The 20,920-nt window shown below is 66.8% G+C and carries 20 protein-coding genes; 17 read left to right on the top strand and 3 right to left on the bottom strand.

Annotated elements, in window-relative coordinates; all coding sequences use genetic code 11:
• Nucleotides 1-71 precede the first annotated feature (71 nt).
• Nucleotides 72-1,406, bottom strand: coding sequence for a TldD/PmbA family protein (locus J7J50_RS12740; RefSeq protein WP_215058496.1), 1,335 nt, complete (start codon nucleotides 1,404-1,406; stop codon nucleotides 72-74).
• Between the two features lie 20 nt (nucleotides 1,407-1,426).
• Nucleotides 1,427-3,055: a TldD/PmbA family protein gene (locus J7J50_RS12735; protein ID WP_215058495.1), complete on the bottom strand. Its 1,629-nt coding sequence runs from the start codon at nucleotides 3,053-3,055 to the stop codon at nucleotides 1,427-1,429.
• Nucleotides 3,056-3,493: 438 nt separating this feature from the next.
• Between J7J50_RS12735 and J7J50_RS12730 the strand changes: the two genes are divergently transcribed.
• The 17 genes from J7J50_RS12730 to J7J50_RS12650 all read left to right on the top strand — a co-directional run bounded on the left by J7J50_RS12730 (nucleotide 3,494) and on the right by J7J50_RS12650 (nucleotide 19,681).
• Nucleotides 3,494-4,921: an aldehyde dehydrogenase gene (locus tag J7J50_RS12730; RefSeq protein WP_215058494.1), complete on the top strand. Its 1,428-nt coding sequence runs from the start codon at nucleotides 3,494-3,496 to the stop codon at nucleotides 4,919-4,921.
• Nucleotides 4,922-4,928: 7 nt separating this feature from the next.
• Nucleotides 4,929-5,657, top strand: coding sequence for a carbonate dehydratase (gene can / locus J7J50_RS12725; RefSeq protein WP_215058493.1), 729 nt, complete (start codon nucleotides 4,929-4,931; stop codon nucleotides 5,655-5,657).
• Nucleotides 5,654-6,091, top strand: a complete 438-nt coding sequence (locus J7J50_RS12720) for a RidA family protein (protein WP_215058492.1) — start codon at nucleotides 5,654-5,656, stop codon at nucleotides 6,089-6,091. Before can ends, J7J50_RS12720 begins: the two co-directional genes overlap by 4 nt.
• Before the next feature lie 5 nt (nucleotides 6,092-6,096).
• Nucleotides 6,097-6,642: a 3-hydroxyanthranilate 3,4-dioxygenase gene (locus tag J7J50_RS12715; protein ID WP_215058491.1), complete on the top strand. Its 546-nt coding sequence runs from the start codon at nucleotides 6,097-6,099 to the stop codon at nucleotides 6,640-6,642.
• Between the two features lie 7 nt (nucleotides 6,643-6,649).
• Nucleotides 6,650-7,660 carry an amidohydrolase family protein gene (locus J7J50_RS12710; protein WP_215058490.1) on the top strand — a complete coding sequence of 337 codons (1,011 nt, stop codon included), beginning with the start codon at nucleotides 6,650-6,652 and terminating at the stop codon, nucleotides 7,658-7,660.
• Nucleotides 7,661-7,703: 43 nt separating this feature from the next.
• Entirely contained in the window at nucleotides 7,704-8,990 is a 1,287-nt protein-coding gene (gene kynU, locus J7J50_RS12705; RefSeq protein WP_215058489.1) for a kynureninase, read from the top strand.
• Nucleotides 8,991-9,053: 63 nt separating this feature from the next.
• Nucleotides 9,054-9,350, top strand: a complete 297-nt coding sequence (locus J7J50_RS12700; RefSeq protein WP_215058488.1) for a GIY-YIG nuclease family protein — start codon at nucleotides 9,054-9,056, stop codon at nucleotides 9,348-9,350.
• A 109-nt stretch (nucleotides 9,351-9,459) separates the two neighbouring features.
• On the top strand, nucleotides 9,460-10,830 hold the full coding sequence (locus J7J50_RS12695; protein WP_251044105.1) for an NAD(P)/FAD-dependent oxidoreductase: 1,371 nt from the start codon (nucleotides 9,460-9,462) through the stop codon (nucleotides 10,828-10,830).
• Nucleotides 10,831-10,832: 2 nt separating this feature from the next.
• A complete protein-coding gene (gene sbcB, locus J7J50_RS12690; RefSeq protein ID WP_215058487.1) occupies nucleotides 10,833-12,284 on the top strand; it encodes an exodeoxyribonuclease I in 1,452 nt (483 codons plus the stop codon).
• A 213-nt stretch (nucleotides 12,285-12,497) separates the two neighbouring features.
• On the top strand, nucleotides 12,498-13,184 hold the full coding sequence (locus tag J7J50_RS12685) for a DUF2461 domain-containing protein (protein ID WP_215058486.1): 687 nt from the start codon (nucleotides 12,498-12,500) through the stop codon (nucleotides 13,182-13,184).
• Between the two features lie 164 nt (nucleotides 13,185-13,348).
• Complete coding sequence (locus J7J50_RS12680; protein WP_215058485.1) at nucleotides 13,349-14,548, top strand: MFS transporter; 1,200 nt, start codon at nucleotides 13,349-13,351, stop codon at nucleotides 14,546-14,548.
• Between the two features lie 137 nt (nucleotides 14,549-14,685).
• Nucleotides 14,686-15,141, top strand: a complete 456-nt coding sequence (locus tag J7J50_RS12675) for a DUF6196 family protein (RefSeq protein WP_215058484.1) — start codon at nucleotides 14,686-14,688, stop codon at nucleotides 15,139-15,141.
• Nucleotides 15,142-15,500: 359 nt separating this feature from the next.
• Complete coding sequence (locus J7J50_RS12670; protein WP_251044107.1) at nucleotides 15,501-16,409, top strand: hypothetical protein; 909 nt, start codon at nucleotides 15,501-15,503, stop codon at nucleotides 16,407-16,409.
• 11 nt (nucleotides 16,410-16,420) lie between these two features.
• Nucleotides 16,421-17,596 carry a DUF4785 domain-containing protein gene (locus J7J50_RS12665; RefSeq protein ID WP_215058483.1) on the top strand — a complete coding sequence of 392 codons (1,176 nt, stop codon included), beginning with the start codon at nucleotides 16,421-16,423 and terminating at the stop codon, nucleotides 17,594-17,596.
• A 249-nt stretch (nucleotides 17,597-17,845) separates the two neighbouring features.
• Nucleotides 17,846-18,397 (top strand): DUF2939 domain-containing protein, encoded by a 552-nt coding sequence (locus J7J50_RS12660; RefSeq protein WP_215058482.1) that lies wholly within the window; start codon nucleotides 17,846-17,848, stop codon nucleotides 18,395-18,397.
• A 214-nt stretch (nucleotides 18,398-18,611) separates the two neighbouring features.
• Nucleotides 18,612-19,133: a CHRD domain-containing protein gene (locus tag J7J50_RS12655; RefSeq protein WP_215058481.1), complete on the top strand. Its 522-nt coding sequence runs from the start codon at nucleotides 18,612-18,614 to the stop codon at nucleotides 19,131-19,133.
• A gap of 158 nt (nucleotides 19,134-19,291) precedes the next feature.
• Nucleotides 19,292-19,681, top strand: coding sequence for a lysozyme inhibitor LprI family protein (locus J7J50_RS12650; protein WP_215058480.1), 390 nt, complete (start codon nucleotides 19,292-19,294; stop codon nucleotides 19,679-19,681).
• Between the two features lie 293 nt (nucleotides 19,682-19,974).
• Here the strand turns inward: J7J50_RS12650 and J7J50_RS12645 are convergent, their stop codons facing one another.
• A complete protein-coding gene (locus J7J50_RS12645) occupies nucleotides 19,975-20,895 on the bottom strand; it encodes a 5'-nucleotidase (RefSeq protein WP_215058479.1) in 921 nt (306 codons plus the stop codon).
• Between the last annotated feature and the right edge of the window lie 25 nt (nucleotides 20,896-20,920).

Below are 20,920 nucleotides of genomic sequence, written 5' to 3'. Positions count from 1 at the left end.
AGGGGCGTGATGCGGCGACGAAGCGGCGGGCGGCGGGCCGATGCACCGGCCGCGCCGCCCGGGTCACCCGGTCAGACCGCGTCCGACAGCGAGGTGAAGGTGAAATCGCGCAGCTTCATCGGCGGGATCATCATCACGAAGCTGGACTCGTCGCCGGCCACGCGCACCGGACGGCCGAGTTCTTCGATGTTGTTGAGCATGATCACCGGCGATTCGTTGAAGCGGAAATTCTTCACCGGATGCTTGATCACGCCGTTCTCGATGTAGAAGGTGCCGTCGCGGGTCAGGCCGGTCAGCAGCACGGTCTGCGGATCGACCATGCGGATGTACCAGGTGCGGGTGACCAGGATGCCCTTCTGGGTGCCCTTGATCAGCTCGGCGGTGGACTTGTCGCCGCCGGCCATCAGCAGGTTGCCGGGCGCGCCGACCGCTTTCTTGCCCTGCTTCTGCGCCCAATAGCGCGAATAGTTCAGCGAGGCGACCTTGCCGTTCTCGATGATCGCCATTTTCTCGCGCGGCAGGCCGTCCTGGTCCCAGGGCAGCACCGGTGCGCGCGAATCCCAGGGATCGGCGCTGATGTTGACGCGCGAGTCGTAGACCAGTTCGCCGAGCTTGTTGCCGCCGCCCTTCTTCGACAGGAAGCTGCGGCCTTCGTCGGCCTGGCGCGCGTCGAAGAACGCCATCATGAACGAGATCAGGCCGGCGGCCGCGTGCGGCTCCAGGATCACCGTGTACTTGCCCGGCTCCAGCGCCTTGGCCTCGGCCGACTCGGTGGCCTTGCGCATGGCCACGCGCACGTCGGACTCGCCCTTGAAGTCGGTCGAATCCTGCAGGTTGCGCCCGACCCAGCCCGAACCGCGGCCGTCGTCGGTGCGCACGGTGCAGGTGTAGTTGAAGCCGGTCGAGGTCTGGTAGCCGAAGTTGCCCTTGCTGTTGGCGATGGCGACGAAGCTCTGGCCGTCTTCCAGGAAGCCGGCCGCGGTGAGCTTGTTTTCGCGGCACGGCGCGATCGCGTCGGCGGCGACCTTGGCGCGGTAATCGGGCGTGATCGCGGCGGTGGCGGCGCTGAAGGTCGGGCTGGACTTGTAGGTCTGCTTGTCGATCGCCGGAACGAACTCGGGATTTTCCGGGGCCAGGCGCGCCAGATCCTCGGCGCGGCGGACCACGCGTTCGAGCGCGGCGTCGTCGAACTCGTTGATGGTCGCGGTGCCCACGCGCTTGCCGAAGGCGACCTGCACGGCCAGGCTGACGTCGCTGACGATGCCGCTGGTGGAAATGTTGTTGAGCGCGAACCGCACGTTGCCTTCGATCGAACCGGTCAGGCTGGCGGTGCACTCATCGGCCTTGGACAGGGCGATGACCTTGTCGAGGATGGCTTTGGACTGGGCTTCGGTGAAAATGCTCATGTTGGATTCTCCTGCGCCGGTCAGCCGAGCTTGCGGGCGGTGTTGATGACGTTGACGCCGTTGAACCGCGCCGTGCTGGAACCGTGCGAGACCGCCGAGACCTGTCCGGGCTGGCCCTTGCCGTCGAAAAACGAGCCGCCGAAGCGGTAGTCGCTCTGGTCGCAGACCGCGGCGCAGGAATTCCAGAACTCCGGCGTGCGGATCTGATAGGCCACGTCTTCGAGCATGCCGGTGATCTTGCCGTTCTTGATCTCGTAGAACAGCTGGCCGCCGAACTGGGCGTTGTAGCGCTGCTGATCGATCGAGAACGAGCCCGCGCCGATGATGTAGATGCCGTTCTCCACGTTCTTGACCATGTCGGCGACGCTGAGCGGATTCTTGCCCGGCGCCAGCGACACGTTGGCCATGCGCTGGAACTGCACCGACGACCACGAATCGGCATAGCAGCAGCCGTCGGACTCGGTCTTGCCCAGGATGTGGGCCTGATCGCGGATGGCCTGATAGTCCACCAGCACGCCGTCCTTGATCAGGTTCCAGCGTTTGGTCTTGACGCCCTCGTCGTCGTAGCCGACCGCGCCCAGGCTGCCTTCCTGGGTCTTGTCGGCGAACACGGTGACCTGATCGCTGCCGTACTTGAAGCCGGCCTTGAGCTTGTCGAGCGTGGCGAAGCTGGTGCCGGCGTAGTTGGCTTCGTAGCCGAGCACGCGGTCGAGTTCCAGCGGATGGCCGATGGATTCGTGGATGGTGAGCCAAGTGTGCGAAGGATCGAGCACCAGATCGTACTTGCCCGGCTTGACCGAAGGCGCGGTGAGCTTCTCGCGCGCCTGCTTGGCCGCGGCGACCGCGTCGCCGAGCATGTCGTAGGACTTGTGATAGGTGATCACGCCGTTGGGCGAGACGATCTTGCCCGCGGCCGCGCCATCCAGGTATTCGTAGCCCATGCCCATCGGCGCGGACAGCCCGTCGCGGGTGCGGAACTTGCCGCTGGCCTTGTCGATGGCGGTGACCGTCAGCGGCGCCCAGATGCGGTGCACGTCCTGATCGATGTAGGAGCCGTCGGTGGAGGCGAAGTATTTCTGCTCGTTGACCAGGAACAGGATCGAGTTGACGAAGTCGGCGCCGGCGTTGATCGCCGCAGCGTTGACGCTCAGCAACAGATCGGCCTTGTCCTTGAGCGGCACCGCCATCGCGTTCTTGCGGATCGGCGCCTTCCAGCTGACCTCGCCGGCGCCGGGCGCCTTGGCCAGCTCGACCTTGGCGGTCTGGCTCTTGGCGTTGGCGCGGGCGATCGCCGCGGCCTGCTGCGCGGCCTTGGCCACCGCGTCGTTGTTGAGCTGATTGGTCGCGGCGAAGCCCCAGGCGCCGTCGACCAGCACGCGGATGCCGATGCCGGTCGATTCGGTGTTGACCACGTTCTGGACCTTGTCCTCGCGCGTGATCACGAACTGGCGCAGATAGCGGCCGATGCGCACGTCGCAATAGCTGGCTCCGGCGGCCTTGGCGGCGGTGAGCGCGGCGTCGGCCCAGACCTTTTTCTTGCCCACGTCCAGCGGCGCCAGCAAATCCTCGGCGGCGATGAGATTACCGAAGGGAATCATGAGCCCGGCGATGCCGAGTCCGGACATGCCCAGAAAGTTGCGTCTATCCACGTGATGGTTCCGCCGTTGTGGCCCACGAGCGCGCGTGGCGATCGCCAGGCATGGATGAAAGTGTCCCCGCCGGAATGTGCGCAGCGTCGTACTTGCGCGTCAAGTGCCGAGAGGCGCTATCGACGCATTTGCCGATCGCCGTGATCGAGCGTTTTTCGCGCTTGGTCCAGGCGCTTTTGCGCAGCGGACGCATCGAGCATTACTTTCGACCTACGACGAAATCGTGACAGCACGATCGGCAAAGCCGTGATGTCGCGGTGAGCTTGCGATGAAGCGCAAGATGCGCGCGGCGATGCGGCCGCCGCGCCATGACGAACGAGCGTTCGGCCCGCGCCGTCGCGACGCCGCGGCGTCCGTCCCGCGGTGCTGCGAGCGCCGTCCCCGCACCCGCCCGGTCGCGCTATGGGCGCCATCGCGCCCACGCGTTAAGCTTGGCGCATGCAAAGATTCCGGCACTGGATCGACGGCCAGCCGCGCGATGCGGCCGGCGGCCGTTGGCTCGACGTCTTCGATCCGGCCAATGCGCAGCCGTATGCGCAGGTCGCCGCCGGCGACGCGGAGGATGTCGAGGCCGCCATCGCCGCCGCCAAGGCCGCGTTTCCAGCCTGGTCGGGCCTGCCCCACAGCGAACGCGCGCATTGGCTGGAGGCCCTGGCCGCGGCCCTTCAGGCGCGCCTGAACGAGTTCGCCCAGGCCGAATCGCGCGACGGCGGCAAGCCGATCCGGCTCGCGCGCGAGGCCGAGATTCCGCGCGCCGTCGCCAACCTGCGCTTCTTCGCCCAGGCCGCGACCCAGTTCGCGAGCGAATCCCATCACGGCCAGGCCGGGCTCAACTACACCCTGCGCGCGCCGCTGGGCGTGGTCGCGACGATTTCGCCTTGGAACCTGCCGCTGTACCTGTTCACCTGGAAGATCGCGCCGGCGCTCGCGGCCGGCAACACCGTGGTGGCCAAGCCCTCGGAGGTCACCCCGGCCACGGCGGCGATGCTCGGCGAGTTGTGCGCGCAGATCGGTTTTCCGCGCGGCGTGCTGAACATCGTGCACGGCCTGGGGCCGCAGGTCGGCGAAGCGCTAGTCGGTCACCGCGACGTGCGCGCGGTGTCGTTCACCGGCAGCACCTCGGTCGGCCGGCGCATCGCCGGCATCGCCGCGCCGCTGCTGCGCAAGGTCTCGCTGGAGCTGGGCGGCAAGAACCCGACCTTGATCTTCGCCGACAGCGACTGGCGCGCGAACCTCGACGTGCTGGTGCGCTCGGCGTTCCAGAACTCCGGGCAGATCTGCCTATGCGGTTCGCGCATCCTGATCGAGCGCGGCATCTACGCCGAAGTCCGCGACGCGCTGGTCGAGCGCGCGCTGGCGCTGAAGATCGGCGAGCCCTCCGATGAAACTACCACGCTCGGCCCGCTGGTCTCGCAGGCGCATTTCGACAAGGTGATGGCGGCGCTGGCCCGCGCCCGCCATGAGGGCGGCCGCGTGCTGTGCGGCGGTTCGGCGCTGGATCGGCCGGGCTGGTACGTCGCGCCCACGCTGATCGAAGGCCTGGGCCCGAACTGCGTGAGCAATCGCGAGGAAATCTTCGGCCCGGTCGCGACCTTGCAGTCCTTCGACGACGACGAACACGCCCTCGCCCTGGCCAACGCCAGCGACTACGGCCTGTGCGCTTCGCTGTGGACGCGCGATCTCAACCGCGCCCACCGCGTCGCCGCGCGCCTTGACGTGGGCATGGTCTGGATCAACACCTGGCTGCAACGCGACCTGCGCACGCCGTTCGGCGGCACCGGCGCGTCCGGACTCGGCCGCGAAGGCGGTATCGAGGCCATGCGTTTCTTCACCGACGCGAAGAACGTCGGTCTTCACCTGGGATGACCGCTGCATGAGTTCCAAGGATTCAAGTTCCAACAATTCCGGCGCGACCGGCGAGCTCAACGCCGGCGCCTCGACCACGCTGGACGATCTGCTCGAACGCAATCGCGAGTGGTCGGAACGCATCAACGCCGAAGACCCGCAGTTCTTCGACCGCCTCTCGCATCAGCAGGCGCCGGAGTATCTGTGGATCGGCTGCTCGGACTCGCGCGTTCCGGCCAACCAGATCATCGACATGGCGCCGGGCGAGGTCTTCGTCCACCGCAACATCGCCAACGTGGTGGTGCATACCGACCTGAACTGCCTGTCGGTGATCCAGTACGCGGTCGATGTGCTCAAGGTCAAGCACATCCTGGTCGTCGGCCACTACGGCTGCGGCGGCGTGCACGCGGCCCTGCACGGGCTGCGCGTGGGCCTGGCCGACAACTGGCTGCGCCATGTCAGCGATGTCGCCGACAAGCACGTGGGCTGCATCGCCCACGTGCACGAGAGCGAGCGTCACGACCGCCTGTGCGAGCTCAACGCGATCGAGCAGGTGCAGAACGTCTGCCTGACCACGGTGGTGCGCGACGCCTGGTCGCGCGGCCAGCCCTTGAGCGTGCACGGCTGGGTCTACAGCCTGCGCAACGGCCGCGTGCACGACACCGGCATGAACGTGGATTCGTTCGAGAGCCTGCAACCGGCCTACGAGCGCGCCATCGCCAAGGTCCATTCCACCCACGGCGGCTCGCCGCGATGAGCCGGTCGGTACGCACCGGCGACGCGCCCAGGCCGGTCGGCTTGTACCCGCATGCGCGCCGGGTCGGCGATCTGCTGTTCCTGTCCGGCATCGGCCCGCGCGACGCGGCCAGCAACGCCATACCCGGCAATGTCCACGATGCCGAGGGCCGGCTGATCGCGTACGACATCGACATGCAGTGCCGCTCGGTGTTCGCCAACGTGCGCGCGGTGCTGCAGGCCAGCGGCGCGAGCTGGGACGATCTGGTCGATGTCACCGTCTACCTGACCGACATGGAGCGCGATTTCACCGCCTATAACGCGGTGTGGGCGGAGTATTTCCCGGATATCGACCGCGCTCCGTGCCGCACTACGCTGGGCATCACCGCGCTGCCCACGCCGATCGCGATCGAACTCAAATGCGTCGCGCACCTGCGCGGCGCCGCAACGGAGTAAGAACCATGCTTGCCGGACCGATCAACCTCGCCGCCTGGATCGAAGAGCATCGCCATCTGCTCAAGCCGCCGGTCGGCAACAAGGTGATCTACGTGGGCGACTTCATCGTCATGGTGGTCGGCGGTCCCAATCAGCGCACCGACTATCACTGGGACGAAGGCCCGGAGTGGTTCTACCAGCTCGAGGGCGAGATGGTCCTGCGCATCCAGGACACGCTTGCCGACGGCAGCGGCGCGGTGCGCGACATCCCGATCCGCGCCGGCGAAACTTTCCTGCTGCCCGCGCGCGTGCCGCATTCGCCGCAGCGCATGCCCGATTCGATCGGGCTGGTGATCGAGCGCAAGCGCCTGCCGCACGAAGACGACGGCCTGCTGTGGTTCTGCGAGCAGTGCAACCACAAGATCTACGAGGAATATTTCCACCTGCGCAACATCGAGACCGACTTCCCGCCGGTGTTCGAGCGTTTCTATTCCTCGCGCGAGCACCGCACTTGCCAGCAATGCGGTCACCTCAACCCGGCGCCCGCGCGCTATGTGATGCCGGACACCTGAGGCCGCGATGCTCAAGATCGACACCCACGCCCACTATCTGCCGCGCGACTGGCCCGATCTGGCGCGCAAGTTCGGCGACGATCGCTTTCCGGTGATCCATCACACCGACGACGGCCGTCATCGCATTTACAAGGACGGCAAGTTCTTTCGCGAGATCTGGTCCAAGACCTGGGACCCGCGGGAACGCATCGACGACTACGCGCGCTTCGGCGTGCAGGTGCAGGTGATCAGCACCGTGCCGGTGATGTTCAGCTACTGGGCCAAGGCCAATCAGGCGCTGGAACTGCATCAGGCCCTCAACGATCACATGGCCCAGGCCTGTCGCGACAATCCGCGCCATTACGCCGGCATTGGCACCGTGCCGCTGCAATCGCCGCGGCTGGCGGTGCAGGAGCTGGAGCGCTGCATGGACCAACTCGGCCTGCAGGGCTGCCAGATCGGCAGCCACGTCAACGACTGGAATCTCGACGCGCCGGAACTGTTCGAATTCTTCGAAGCCGCCGCCGACCTGGGCGCGGCGATCCTGGTGCATCCCTGGGACATGATGGGAACGCCCAGCATGCCCAAGTACTGGCTGCCCTGGCTGGTCGGCATGCCGGCCGAGCAATCGCGCGCGGCCTGTTGTCTGGTGTTCGGCGGCGTGCTGGAACGCCTGCCGAAGCTGAAGATCTGCCTGGCCCACGGCGGCGGCAGCTTCCCGTACACCATCGGCCGCATCGAACACGGTTTCAACATGCGCCCCGATCTGGTCGCGACCGACAACCCGCGCAATCCGCGCGATTACCTGTCGCAGTTCTACTTCGATTCGTGGGTCGCCGATCCGCGCGCCCTGCAATATCTGCTCGACACCTGCGGCGTGTCGCGGGTGATGCTCGGTACCGACTATCCCTTCCCGCTCGGCGAACAGACGCCGGGCGCCGGCATCGCTTCGTTGAATCTGGGCGAAACCGAGCAGGCGCGGCTGTATCACGGCACCGCGCTGGAATGGCTGGGGCTGTCGAAGTCGCGCTTCGCATGAGTCCCGTCCCGCACCGCCCGCCTCACTTTTGTTCTGGACTTCGATGACCGACCTGCACTCGCCCGCCCACGCCGCCGCGCTCGACGCCGCCGACCCGCTGCCGACCTTGCGCGGCGAGTTCCTGATCCCGAAGCACCGCGATCGCGAACAGACCTACTTCGTCGGCAACTCGCTCGGCCTGCAGCCTCGCGGCGCGCGCGCGCATGTCGAAGAGGTCATGGACAAATGGGCGATGGAAGCGGTCGAAGGCCACTTCACCGGTCAGGCGCAGTGGATGCCGTACCACGAACTGGTGCGCGAACCGCTGGCGCGCGTGGTCGGCGCGCTGCCGCACGAAGTGGTCGCGATGAACTCGCTGACCGCCAATCTGCATCTGATGATGGTCAGCTTCTACCGGCCCACTCGCGAGCGGCCGGCGATCCTGATCGAAGCCGGTTCGTTCCCGTCGGATCGCTACGCGGTCGCCTCGCAGATCGCCTTTCACGGCTTCGACCCGGACACCGACCTGATCGAACTCCAGCCGGACGAACCCGGCGGGTTGATTTCGATGGAGAGCATCGAGCGCGCGATCGCGCAGCACGGCCCGCGCCTGGCGCTGGTGCTGTGGCCGGGCGTGCAGTACCGCACCGGGCAGGCGTTCGACCTGGACCGGATCGTGCGGTTGGCGCATGCGCAGGGCGCGGTATGCGGTTTCGATCTGGCCCATGGCGTCGGCAATCTGGAACTGGCGCTGCACGACAGCGGCGTCGATTTCGCCGTGTGGTGTCACTACAAGTATCTGAATTCCGGCCCCGGCGCGGTCGCCGGCTGTTTCGTGCACGAGCGCCACGCCCGCAGCGATCGCCCGCGTTTCGCCGGTTGGTGGGGGCATGAGACCTCGACCCGCTTCCGCATGGGCCCGCAGTTCGTGCCGACCCCGGGCGCGGACGGTTGGCAGCTGAGCAATCCGCCGATCCTCGGGTTGGCGCCGCTGCGCGCGTCGCTGGATCTGTTCGACCGGGTCGGCATGCGCGCCTTGTGCGAGAAATCGCGGCGCCTGACCGGTTACCTGGAAACCCTGATTCGCGACCGCCTGAGCGACACCCTCGACATCCTGACCCCGTCCGCGCCGGAACAGCGCGGCTGCCAGCTGTCGCTGCGCGTGATCGGCGGCCGCGGCCTGACCGGCCGGGCGGCGGGGCGGGCCTTGTTCGACTATCTGGCCGAGCACGGCGTACTGGGCGATTGGCGCGAACCGGATGTGATCCGCATCTCGCCGGCGCCGTTGTACAACACGCATGGGGATGTGCTGCGGTTTACCGAGGTGGTGGAGCATTGGAGGAATCCGTAACCCCCACAACCGTCATTCCCGCGAACGCGGGAATCCAGCGACTTTATTCCTCAAGGACGAGGCATGAACAAACAACCCGCGGCATACCTCATGGCCAGCGGCCGCAACGGCACCTTGTACGCAGGCGTCACGGGTGACTTGGTCCGGCGAGCGTGGCAGCATCGGGACCACGTCGTCGCCGGCTTCAGCCAACGTTACAAAGTGGAGCTGCTGGTCTGGTTCGAGCTGCACGACACCTTCGAAAGCGCGATCAAACGCGAGAAACAGATCAAGAAGTGGAGACGCGAGTGGAAGATCGATCTGATCGAAACAGCCAACCCGTATTGGCTCGACTTGTGGCCGGGCTTGCTCGACGCTTGACGAAAGCCGCTGGATTCCCGCGTTCGCGGGAATGACGGCCGTGGGGGTTTCTTCCAGCGTCATTCATCGCATTGCGGTAACCGAAATACCGACATAGGGATCGGGATTCTTGAACACCTCTGAAAACCCCAACCACATCACCCTGATCGGCGCCGGCCTCGCCGGCGCCCTGCTCGCCACCCTGCTCGCCCGCCAGGGCTGGCAGGTGGACGTGTATGAGAAGCGCGGCGATCCGCGCCTGAAGGGTTACGCCGGCGGCCGCTCGATCAATCTGGCCTTGGCCGAACGCGGCCGCCACGCGCTGCGGCTGGCCGGCGCGGATGAGGCGGTCATGGCGCAGGCGGTGATGATGCGTGGGCGCATGGTGCATTTCCTCGACGGACGCACCGATCTGCAACGCTACGGCCGCGACGACAACGAAGTCATCTGGTCGGTGCATCGTGGCGAGCTCAACGTGATCCTGCTGCAGATCGCCGAGGACGCCGGCGCCAGGCTGCATTTCCACCGCGGCCTGAGTTCGGTCGATTTCGACGCGCGCATCGCCCGCTTCAACGACGATCGCGACGACAGCACGCACGAGATCGTCTTCGACAGTCTGGTCGGCGCCGACGGCGCCGGTTCGGCGCTGCGCGCGGCGATGAATCAGGCCACCGACCTGGGCGAGCGCACGGAATTCCTCGGCCATTCCTACAAGGAACTGGAAATACCGCCGACGCCCGACGGCGGCTTCAGCGTCGAACCCAACGCGCTGCACATCTGGCCGCGCGGCCGCTACATGTGCATCGCCCTGCCCAACGACGAACGCACCTTCACCGTCACCTTGTTCCTGCCCAACGAGGGAGAGCCGAGTTTCGACAGCATCCGCACCGGCGCCCAGGCGCGCGCGTTGTTCGAACGCGACTTCGCCGATGCCTTGCCGCTGATCCCGCAGTTGGAACGCGATTTCGAGCACAACTCCACCGGCCTGTTGGCGACCTTGTACCTGGATCGCTGGCATCTGGACGACCGCGCCGTGCTGCTGGGCGACGCCGCGCACGCGATGGTGCCGTTCCACGGCCAGGGCATGAACTGCGCTTTCGAAGACTGCGTCGCCCTGGCCGAGCGCCTGCTCGCCGGCGACGACCGCGCCCGCGCTTTCGCCGATTTCCAGCAACAGCGCCTGCGCAGCGCCCGCGCGATCCAGGCGATGGCGCTGGAGAACTATCTGGAAATGCGCGACCGCGTCGACAACGACGACTACCTGCTGCAACGCGCACTGGAACGCGAGCTGGCCGAGCGCCACCCGGATCGCTTCATGCCGCGCTATGCGATGGTGACCTTCCACCGCATGCCGTACGAAGTCGCCTTCGAACGCGGCCAGCGCCAGCGCGAATTGCTGGTCGAACTCACCCGCGGCCACGACAGCCTGGATTCGCTGGACTGGAGCGCGGTCGATGCGGCCGTGCGCGAACGCCTGACCCCGTTGCCGGCGGACGCCTGATCATGCCCGCGAGCTTCCTGTTCTACGACCTGGAAACCTTCGGCGCCGATCCGCGCACGACCCGCATCGCCCAGTTCGCGGCGATGCGCACCGATACCGATCTCAACGAAGTCGAAGCGCCGATCAGCGTGTTCGTCAAACCCGCCGACGATCTGCTGCCCTCGCCCGCGGCCACGCTGATCACCGGCATCGCCCCGCAGGACGCCCTGCGCGACGGCGTCAGCGAAGCGGAAATCTTCGCGCTGATCTTCGACGAAATGGCGCGGCCGGAAACCTGCAGCGCTGGTTACAACTCGCTGCGCTTCGACGACGAGTTCGTGCGCCACGGCCTGTTCCGCAATTTCTACGATCCCTACGAACGCGAGTGGCGCGGCGGCAATTCGCGCTGGGACCTGCTCGACGTGCTGCGGCTGGCGCACGCGCTGCGCCCCGACGGGCTGATCTGGCCCAAGCGCGAGGACGGCGCGACTTCGTTCAAGCTCGAACACCTGGCCACCGCCAACGAAGTCCGCATCGGCGACGCGCACGAAGCACTGTCGGACGTGCGCGCGTTGATCGGCATCGCCCGCAAGTTCAAGCAGGCGCAGCCGAAGCTGTGGGAATACGCGCTGCGGCTGCGCGACAAGCGCTTCGCCGCCGGCCTGCTGGATGTGATCGCGATGACGCCGGCGTTGCACGTTTCGCAGCGCTATCCGGCCGCGCGCCTGTGCGCGGCGCCGGTGATCCCGCTGTCGCGGCATCCGCGCATCGACAATCGCGTGCTGGTGTTCGATCTGGCCCAGGACCCGCAGGCGCTGCTGACCTTGGCGCCGGATGAGATCGCCGACCGCCTGTATACGCCGTTCGCCGACCTGCCCGAGGGCGAGGAACGCGTCGCGCTGAAGGAAGTGCACCTCAACCGCTGCCCGGCGCTGATCGCCTGGAATCATCTGCGCCCGGCCGATTTCGAGCGTTTGCAGATCGATCCGGCCGTGGCCGAACGCCGCGCCGCGCAGATTCGCGAAGCCGGCCCGGAACTGGTCGAGAAGGTGCGCCGGGTCTATGCCAACGATCAGGCGCGCGCGCCGTCGGACGTCGATGCTTCGCTCTACGACGCCTTCATCGGCGACGGCGACAAGCGTCTGTTCCGCAACGTGCGCACCACCCGGCCCGAAGCGCTGGGCGCGGCCGCGTTCGAATTCCGCGACGCGCGCCTGCCCGAGCTGCTGTTCCGCTATCGCGCGCGCAACTGGCCGCAAACGCTGAGCCCGGCCGAGCATCAGCGCTGGAACGAATATCGCCGGCAACGTCTGTACACCGAGTCCGGACTGTCGGAATACAGCTTCGATCGCTTCCGCGCCGAGTTGCTGCAGGCCCGCGCCGCGGCCGGCGAGGATGGCGCCAGGCAGGCGCTGCTCGATCGCCTGGAAGCCTGGGCCGTCGAGATCGATCTGGATCTGAATGCTTCAGCTTGAATGCGATCCGGTCGGGTGCGTATCCGCATTGCCCTGTGTTCGCGGCCGCCTTGCTTGGAATCTGCGCAATCGCCGCTATATGTGAGCCAGACGGAGCTTGTGGGAGGGGCTTCAGCCCCGACGCTTTTCTCTCAGCCATCGGCGATCTGAGCCAAGAGCATCGGGGCTGAAGCCCCTCCCACTGAGCCAAAAGCATACTTTCGAGACTTTTGAATGAGCCGCTATTTCTCCGAGGCCAGCTTCAAGTTCCTGCGCTCGCTGGCGCGCAACAACAATCGCGAATGGTTCCACGCGCACAAGGACGCCTACGAGCAGCATGTGCGCGGGCCGTTCCTGAGCCTGCTCGGCGACCTGCAGCCGGTGCTGGCGCAAGTGAGCCCGCATTACCGCAGCGAGCCCAAGACCGTCGGCGGCTCGCTGTTCCGCATCCATCGCGACACCCGCTTCGCCAACGACAAGACGCCGTACAAGAACTGGCAGGGCGCGCGCCTGTTCCACGAGCGCAGCCGCCAGGTCGAGGCGCCGTCGTTCTACATCCACCTGCAAGGCGGCGAATGCTTCATCGCCTCGGGCGTGTGGCATCCGCAGCCCGATTCGCTGCGCAAGATCCGCCATTTCGTGTTCGACAACCCCGGCAGTTGGAAGGCGGCCGCGCACGATGCCAAGTTCCGCCGCCGCTTCGATCTGGACGACAGCGAAATGCTGACGCGCTCGCCGCGCGGGTTTCCGCCCGAATTCGAGTTCGCCGACGATCTGCGCCGCAAGAACTTCGTCGCCCTGCGCGCGCTCGACGACGAGACCATGACCGGCCCGCGCCTGCTCAAGACCCTGGAAAAGGATCTGGCCGGGCTGGCGCCGTTCACCGATTACCTGTGCGCGGCGCTGGATCTGGAGTTCTGAGCGGGTCAGCACGTCTGAAGCGAGGAAGAACGCCGGTTCAAGGCGCCTGTCCTGAACCGGTTCGCGGCTCGGCCGCGACCGGCGGCGGCCGCCGCCCCGAACTTGCCGACCACCCGCGATCCCGAGTCCAAATCTCGATAGGAATCCGCGGCAGTTCCGGTATCGTGAGCGCCAGTCCGCCCATCGCCGAGTCGCGCTTGTCCACCGCCGAATTCCGCCGCTACGCGCTGTTCTACCTTGGTTATTTCGGCGCGCTCGGCGCCTATACGCCTTATATCGGTCGATGGGTCAGCGCCAACGGTCACGGCGCGTATGCGGTCGGGGCGATGTTGGCGCTTTGGTATGGGGGCCGCATCCTGGCACCGCCGACCTGGGCGCGACAGGTCGCCCGCAGTCCCGCGCCGGGGCATTGGCTGGTCGCCGGCTGCGTGATCGCGCTGGCGATGTTCGCCGGCTTCCTCCAATTCGATCATGGCGCGATGCTGTTCGTGGTCATGGGCGCGTTCGCGCTGTTCTTCAACGCGGTGATGCCGCAGTTCGAGGCGATGACCTTGAACGCGCTGGGTACGCGCAATCACGATTACGGCAAGATTCGCATGTGGGGCTCAGTCGGGTTTCTGCTCGTGGCTGCCAGCTACGGTTGGCTGCTCGACCGGCTCGGCAACGACGCTTTCGTCTGGCTCACCCTGCCCTGGGTGGCGTTGACCGCCGCCGCGGCCTGGCTGCATCGCGCCGACCCGCCCTCGCCGGCGCCTGAAGCCGGCGCGCCGCGCGAACAATTGTGGCGACGGCCCGGCGTGCGCGCCCTGCTCGGCACGGCGATGCTGATGCAACTGGGCTTCGGCCCGTTCTACGTGTTCTACACCTTGCAATTGCAGGGGCATGGCCACGACGGCTTCGCGGTCGGCCTGCTGTGGGCGATCGGCGTGCTGTGCGAGATCGTGATGTTCTGGCAGGCGCCGCGGTTGGTGCAGCGCTTCGGCGCGCACCGGCTGATGGCGGCGTGTCTTCTCGCCACTGCGCTGCGTTGGATTCTTGTCGCATTCTTCACCGACTCCTTGGCCTGGATGGCGGTGGCGCAGACCGGCCACGCGGTGAGCTTCGCCGCGTTCCATGCAGGCTGCATGCGGCGCATGGCCGAACTGTTTCCGGCGCGGCGCGACATGGCCTCGGCGCAAGGCATGTTGTACGGCTTCAGCGGCGGCATCGGGGGCGTGCTCGGCGCGGGCATGGCGGCGTTCTTCTGGCAGCACGGCGGCGGCGCGGCGGCGTTCGTGGCCGGCGCGGTCTGCGCGCTGTTGTCGCTGGCCGTGCACTTGGGCACGCAGCGCCGGACCAGCACCGCGCCAGCCGTTGAGACATGAGCGAACACGCAGGGCTGTCGCGATCGAGCGCGTAATGGCAAGCAAGTCGGAGGCTGCGCTGTTTGGCGGTTTCAGACGAACCCTGATTCCCGGTGTCTACCGCTACTTGGCCCTTCTTCGCCATCTGGAGTCGCTGCATGTACATAAGCCGTGAAACTCCAAGCCAAACTCAGGCGCGATTGCGGCGCGTTGTCGCCTCCGCGGATCTGGTCTGGTACGACGGTCCGTATGCATTCTATGAGCTGCCGAAAAACGAACTCGGCCTCGACACGTTGAGCGGAGCTTTGGCGGCGGTCGCGGACGACGAGGTCTGGAGCATTCTCAAGTCGGCCGATCGACCCGCGGCAGAAACCTTCGCCGTGTTTTCGTTCCACTTCCAGGATGGTCTGGACAACAGCGGCTTCGTCGGCTGGCTGGCGTCGGAACTCAAGCGGCGGCTGGGCACGGGCGTGTTCGTGGTATGCGGCCAGAACTCCCGGCGTGGCGGCATTTTCGATTATTGGGGCGTGCCGGTATCGATGCGCGACCTCGCTGCGCAAGCCATCGACGATCTTCGAGCTTCGCCCCTCGAAGACAATCGCGGCGGCGTCTAAGCCGCACCGGCACGGATCGGTTTCCCGATCGAAGTCATCGCATCGATGACTTCGACAGGCTGCTGCATATCCGCCCTGCCCACAAAAGAAGGGACGAAACATCGCCGCTGCGCCCAGCCGCGACGCGGTAGTCGCCAGCGCCCATTTGCGCTGGCGTTTTGCGTATCTGTGCGCTGAGTCGTTTTCGCTTCCGCTGGCGATCACGTTTTGCCGCGCCGCGCTGCGGCGTTGCGGCATGACAGTAACATTCGCCCACGTATGCTCGACCGATCGCCGTGCAGGAGCGCGCGGCATATCGACCGAAGGCCTGCGGGCAGGACGCCCGCGATCTCGCGCCCTCGGCCTCTTGGGGAGGAGACATGCATCAGCTTCGCATCACGCAGCGGCCGCTCGCCGCGGCGCTGCTCGCGGCCGCGCCTTTGTTCGGCCTGTCGTCGCTCGCCGCGCCTTCGGCCGCGCACGCCGCCGCCACCGGCGTCGCCTTCGTGCACGGCACCGGCAAGCAGACCAACGCCTACCAGGATTACTGGCAACCCACGATGGTCGACAGCGTCCGCGGCGGCCTGGCCAATCCGTCCAACTACACCGTGGTCAACTGCGATTTCGAGCAATACATGTGGGACAGCCGCGCCGCCGGCTGCCTCGCCCAGCAACTCACCGACTTCATCAACGCCCGCGGCATCACCCAGCTGATCGTGATCACCCATTCCAACGGCGGCAACGTGATGCGTTGGATCATGTCGAATCCGACCTACGACAGCCGCTACCCGAACATCATCAGCAAGATCGTGCGCGTCGATGCGATCGCCCCGTCCTCGGCCGGCACGCCGCTGGCCGACGCGGCCATGAACGGCAACGCCTTCGAACAAGCCGTGGGTTGGCTGCTGGGCTACAAGTCCGACGCGGTGAAGATGCAGCAGGTCAGCTGGATGGCGACCTACAACGCGAACAATCTCTACGGCACCGCCGGACGCCCCGCGCTGCCCAAGACCTTCCGCGCCGTGGTCGGCACCGACGTGGATTCTTCGCCGTTCGACAGCGACAGCTATTGCGGCGGCTACACCGAGAACGTCGGTCTGGAGACCACGCAGAACTGGTTGAACAGTTGCTCGGACGGCTTCCTCAACTGCTCCAGCCAATCGGCCGCGGGCAGCGTGTGGTTCCAGGACAAGCAGCGCACCGCCGGCGCCGAACCGCTCAGCCACAACCAGAGCCGGCGCGCGTGCTTCAACCTCAACACCATCCTGCGCAGCGACATGACCCCGTGAGGCCGACGACCATGCGAACGATATTGACCCTCGCCCTGCTCGCCGCGCTCAGCGATGCCGCCGCGGCCGATGCGCCGATGCTGCCGTCGGCGAAATCCGATCAGATTCCGCAACGCCTGGCGGTGCTCGCCGCGCCCAAGGCCGCGTCCGAACGCGCGCCCGTGCGGTTTTCCTGGGCCTTGAATCCCGAGGCCGAACTGGTCGCCGACGCCGCGCCGGCCGTGGTGGAAAGCCGCGAGTACTGGCAGGAAACCGATGGCGCCGCCCTGCAACGCGGCCTGGATATCGCCACCAGCGCGCCGGGCGCGTTGATCCGGGTCAGCCCGGTCGCGGGCGCGACCAAGGTCGCCGCCGACGCGGTGCGCATCACCCAGGCCGGGCGCAGCGTCGGCGCGGCCAAGCGCACCGGCGCCGAGCAACTGCAGGCCGCCGGTCTCGCGGTCGGCGCCGGCACCGCCGCGGTGCAACTCGGCGCCGACGCCGCGCCGGGCCGCTACGCGGTGCAGGTCGCCCAGGCCAACGGCCGTTATGTCGTGCACGTGTTCGAACCGCGCAGCGAGGTGCGCCTGCTCGCTCATCTCAACCGCGATCACGCCCTCGCCGGCGGCACGCGCGAAGTCGTGGTCGACCTCAAGCGCGGCGACGCCACGCTCAAGGCCGAGGGCGGCGCGCTGCTGGTGGCGCCGTCGGGCCGCAGCTGGCCGCTGGCGCTCAAGCGCGCCAGCGACGGCAGCTTGCGCGCATCGGTGCCGTTGCCGAGCGACGCAGGCGAGCAACCGCCCGGCTTGTGGGAAGTGCAGGTGTTCGCCGGCGACGGCGAGATCCAGCGCGATGCGCGCACCGCGATCGCGGTGGCCCAGCCGACCGCCAAGCTCGACGGCGCGTATGCCTTCGATGCCGGCAAGTTGAGCTTTGGCCTGCCCTTGCGCGCGGCCTCGCCGGGCCGCTATGAGGTGCGCGGCACTCTGTACGCGAGCAACGCCCGGCGCGAACTGCGTCCGGTGGCGATCGCGCACAGCGCGCAATGGCTCGACGGCGGCGCGGCGCGGATCGAACTCGCTTTCGATCGCGCGCAACTGCCCAAGGGGTATGGCGCGCCGTATGAGCTGCGCGATGTCGAGCTCAACGATCAGACGCGGTTGGCGCCCATCGAGCGGCGCCAGCGAGTGGCGCGCGTGGGGCGTTGAGTAGAGTTGAAAGCATGGCTCCCCGCGCAGGTCATACCTCAGCCTGATATAGCCCCTCTCCCGCTTGCGGGAGAGGGGTTGGGGTGAGGGCAGCAAGGCCTGGTTGCCCTCATCCGCCCCCGCCTTCGCGGGGGCAGGCTCTCCGGGCACCTTCTCCCGCAAGCGGGAGAAGGATTAATGGCAGCTGCGTCTTAAGCCCAGGTAATGCCAACCCCGCTAATCTGACGGTCCGCAACCTGGATCGCCGTCATGAAGAAATGGATTGCCGCCCTCGTTCTGATCGCGGTGCTGCTGCTCGGCTACCTCGCCGCGGGCCCGTTCCTGACCGTCAACGCCATCCGCGCCGCGGTCAAGGAAGGCAATACCGGCGAGTTGTCCAAGCACATCGACTTCGCCCAAGTGCGGCTCAGCCTCAAGGCCCAGGTCGATGGTTACCTGATCCGCCGCGCCGGTCCCAGCGTGCAATCCAGCGTGCTCGGCGCGATCGGCCTGAGCCTGGCCAGCACCGTCACCGGCACCGCGGTGGACGCGATCGCCACGCCGGTCGGCATCGGCGCGGTGCTCGAAGGCCGCAAAGTCTTCAAGCGCTTCGATGGCAGCGGCGCGGGCCGCGATACCTACGCGCCGGTCGAACCGGCCGAGCCGCTCAAGCATCTGAGCTATCGCTTCGAATCGCCCTCGCGCTTCACCGCCACGGTGAACAACGCCGACGGCGATCCGGTGGTGTTCGTACTCACGCGCGACGGGCTGAGCTGGCAGGTGACCGATATACGCCTGCCGTTGGACAAGATGCTGCCCTAGTCATCTTCGCGCGCAAGGCGCCGCGCAAAGATTCGACGCAGTCCAAAGCTCCGCAATCCTCCGTTCGAAACCGGACGCAATCGTCATATTCATGGCGTTTCTGGCGCGTTTTTTGCCGGCCGTATTTTTCACTCCTGGCTAACGGCAGCGGGCGCAGCGTCCGCTCGGATGCCCCCGCATCCGCCCCGCTGCTCTTAACCAGGAGAACGACGACATGACACGCATCGCCTTGTTCGCGATGGCCGCGTCGCTTGCGTTCGCGCCAGCGCACGCCGATCACCGCGAGTTCCGCGCGGTATTGGAAAGCAGTCAGGAAGTGCCTTTGGTTTCCAGCGCCGCCAGCGGCGGATTCCGCGCCCGTATCGCCTCCGGCGGCGCGATCCATTACGAACTGTCGTATTCCGGTCTCGAAGGCGACGTCACCCAGGCGCATATCCATCTGGGCCAGAAGAGCGTCAACGGCGGCATCGCCGTGTGGCTGTGCTCGAATCTCGCCAGCCCGCCGACGCCGCCCGGCGTGCAGGCCTGTCCGGCATCGCCGGGGCGGGTCCAGGGCATCATCACCGCGGCCGATGTCGTCGGGCCGGGCGGTCAAGGCATCGCCGCCGGCGAATTCGAGGAACTGGTGCGGGCGCTGCGACGCGGGCAAGCCTACGCCAACGTTCACAGCAGCAAGTTCCCGGGCGGAGAGGTGCGCAGCCAGCTCGGCGACAACCGCGGCCGGGGCGACGATTGAGCGATAAGCGCTGAGCGCTCGTGTTGCGCCCGCAAGCTTGCGTTTGCGCATCGCGCGAAATACTTTGCAGCGTGCCCGCGGCGCCGACGCGCGCGGCGGGCACCGGGACAGGCATGTCCCGCATCGATCGTCACTCACATCGTTTGGACAGGAATTCCATGAAAACGATTTTCTCCGCCCTGGCTCTGGGCCTGCTCGGCTTCGCCTCCTTCGCCGCGAACGCCCAGGGCGAATGCGACAAGTACCGGACCAGCTACGACAAGACCTACTGTTTCGCCAAGCTGTTCCTGGAATCGGACAAGGAACTCAACACCGCCTACAACGACCTGCGCGGCCTGATCAAGGAGCCGGTGAAGCAGCAGTTGAAGGCCACCCAGCTGGACTGGATCAAGTACCGCGACAACAGTTGCGAGTCGTCGGGCGCGATCAATGTCGATTGCAATTACCGGGTCAACCGCGAGCGCGGCGAGTACCTGCGCGATCGTGTGCGCGAGTGCAAGGCTGGTACTTGCCGGAACGATGAGATCGTTAAGCAGTCCTGGAATTGATCTGAGGACCCTGGTTTTCGTCCCGGCTCGCCTTTGGGCGGGTCGGGATTGGTTTGGTCTGAGCGGAAAGCATCGGGGCTGAAGCCCCTCCCACAAAAGACTTCGCGGCTGCGCAGCCTTTTGGACTTCCTGGAACTGATTGCAGGACTATGGCTTTTGTCCCGGCTCGTCTGTGGGTGGGGCGGGATTGGCTTGGTCTGAGCGGAAAGCATCGGGGCTGAAGCCCCTCCTACAAAAGATTGCGCGGCGGCGAGGTCTTTTGTGGGAGGGGCTTCAGCCCCGATGCTTTTGTCTCAGCGATTCGCGACCCCATGCGGCACATGCCCGGCGGCGACGTGATCGCGCGCCGACAGGATGTTGTGCTCGGAGTCGTCGAAGAAGATGTCCGCGCCGAAGGCTTCCAGGAACGGCCCCTTGGCGCGGCCGCCGAGGAACAGCGCTTCGTCCAGGCGGATGCCCCACTCGCGCAAGGTGCGGATCACCCGCTCGTGCGCCGGCACCGAGCGCGCGGTCACCAGCGCGGTGCGGATCGGCGCGTCCTGGCCGACCGGGAACGCCGCCTGCAGGCGGTGCAGCGCATCGAGAAAGCCACGGAACGGGCCGCCCGACAGTGGCTCGCCGGCATGGCTGCGCTCGTGCTCGGCGAACGCGGCCAGGCCGCCTTCGCGCGAGACCCGCTCGCCTTCGTCGTCGAAGATCACCGCGTCGCCGTCGAAGGCGATGCGCAACTGGTCCGGACGCAGATGCGGCGCCAGCTTCGAGTTGGGCGTGGCCGGCAACAGCGTCGCCGCCGCCACTCCGGCGGCGAGCGCGGCGCTGACGTCCTCGGCGTTGGCCGACAGGAACAGGTCCGCGCCGAACGGCCGGATGTACGGAAACGGCGGCGCGCCGTTGCTGAAAGCCGCGCGCTTGATCGACAACCCATGGTGGGCGATCGAATTGAAGATGCGCAGGCCGCTGTCGGCGGAGTTGCGCGAGATCAGGATCACCTCGACCCGCGGCGCGTCGGCCGGCGCGCCCTGGTTGAGCGCGAGCAGCTTGCGCACCAGCGGGAAAGCGATGCCGGGCCGCAGCAGATCGTCCTCGCGCTCGCGCTGGAACGCGGCGTAGGCGTCGATGCCCTCGCGCTCGAACAGCGCATGGCTCTCTTCCATGTCGAACAAGGTGCGCGAGGAAATCGCGACGATCAACGGGTCGGCATCACGGTCGGGCATGGCCTATTGTGGCAGGAGTGAGTGC

It is taken from the genome of Lysobacter sp. ISL-50 (assembly GCF_018612875.1).
GTDB lineage: Bacteria > Pseudomonadota > Gammaproteobacteria > Xanthomonadales > Xanthomonadaceae > Lysobacter.
The sequence above is the reverse complement of the archived record's forward strand: the minus strand, read 5'-3'. Positions and strand labels throughout refer to the sequence as shown.

Bases quoted from the DNA above. Each gene is read 5' to 3' on its own strand.
- J7J50_RS12730 (WP_215058494.1), top strand. From the start codon at position 3,494: ATGCAAAGATTCCGGCACTGGATCGACGGCCAGCCGCGCGATGCGGCC.
- J7J50_RS12720 (WP_215058492.1), top strand. From the start codon at position 5,654: ATGAGCCGGTCGGTACGCACCGGCGACGCGCCCAGGCCGGTCGGCTTG.
- J7J50_RS12670 (WP_251044107.1), top strand. From the start codon at position 15,501: ATGCATCAGCTTCGCATCACGCAGCGGCCGCTCGCCGCGGCGCTGCTC.
- J7J50_RS12645 (WP_215058479.1), bottom strand. From the start codon at position 20,895: ATGCCCGACCGTGATGCCGACCCGTTGATCGTCGCGATTTCCTCGCGC.
- J7J50_RS12685 (WP_215058486.1), top strand. From the start codon at position 12,498: ATGAGCCGCTATTTCTCCGAGGCCAGCTTCAAGTTCCTGCGCTCGCTG.
- J7J50_RS12675 (WP_215058484.1), top strand. From the start codon at position 14,686: ATGTACATAAGCCGTGAAACTCCAAGCCAAACTCAGGCGCGATTGCGG.
- J7J50_RS12715 (WP_215058491.1), top strand. From the start codon at position 6,097: ATGCTTGCCGGACCGATCAACCTCGCCGCCTGGATCGAAGAGCATCGC.
- J7J50_RS12650 (WP_215058480.1), top strand. From the start codon at position 19,292: ATGAAAACGATTTTCTCCGCCCTGGCTCTGGGCCTGCTCGGCTTCGCC.
- J7J50_RS12710 (WP_215058490.1), top strand. From the start codon at position 6,650: ATGCTCAAGATCGACACCCACGCCCACTATCTGCCGCGCGACTGGCCC.
- kynU (WP_215058489.1), top strand. From the start codon at position 7,704: ATGACCGACCTGCACTCGCCCGCCCACGCCGCCGCGCTCGACGCCGCC.
- J7J50_RS12700 (WP_215058488.1), top strand. From the start codon at position 9,054: ATGAACAAACAACCCGCGGCATACCTCATGGCCAGCGGCCGCAACGGC.
- J7J50_RS12665 (WP_215058483.1), top strand. From the start codon at position 16,421: ATGCGAACGATATTGACCCTCGCCCTGCTCGCCGCGCTCAGCGATGCC.
- J7J50_RS12655 (WP_215058481.1), top strand. From the start codon at position 18,612: ATGACACGCATCGCCTTGTTCGCGATGGCCGCGTCGCTTGCGTTCGCG.
- sbcB (WP_215058487.1), top strand. From the start codon at position 10,833: ATGCCCGCGAGCTTCCTGTTCTACGACCTGGAAACCTTCGGCGCCGAT.
- J7J50_RS12660 (WP_215058482.1), top strand. From the start codon at position 17,846: ATGAAGAAATGGATTGCCGCCCTCGTTCTGATCGCGGTGCTGCTGCTC.
- can (WP_215058493.1), top strand. From the start codon at position 4,929: ATGAGTTCCAAGGATTCAAGTTCCAACAATTCCGGCGCGACCGGCGAG.
- J7J50_RS12740 (WP_215058496.1), bottom strand. From the start codon at position 1,406: ATGAGCATTTTCACCGAAGCCCAGTCCAAAGCCATCCTCGACAAGGTC.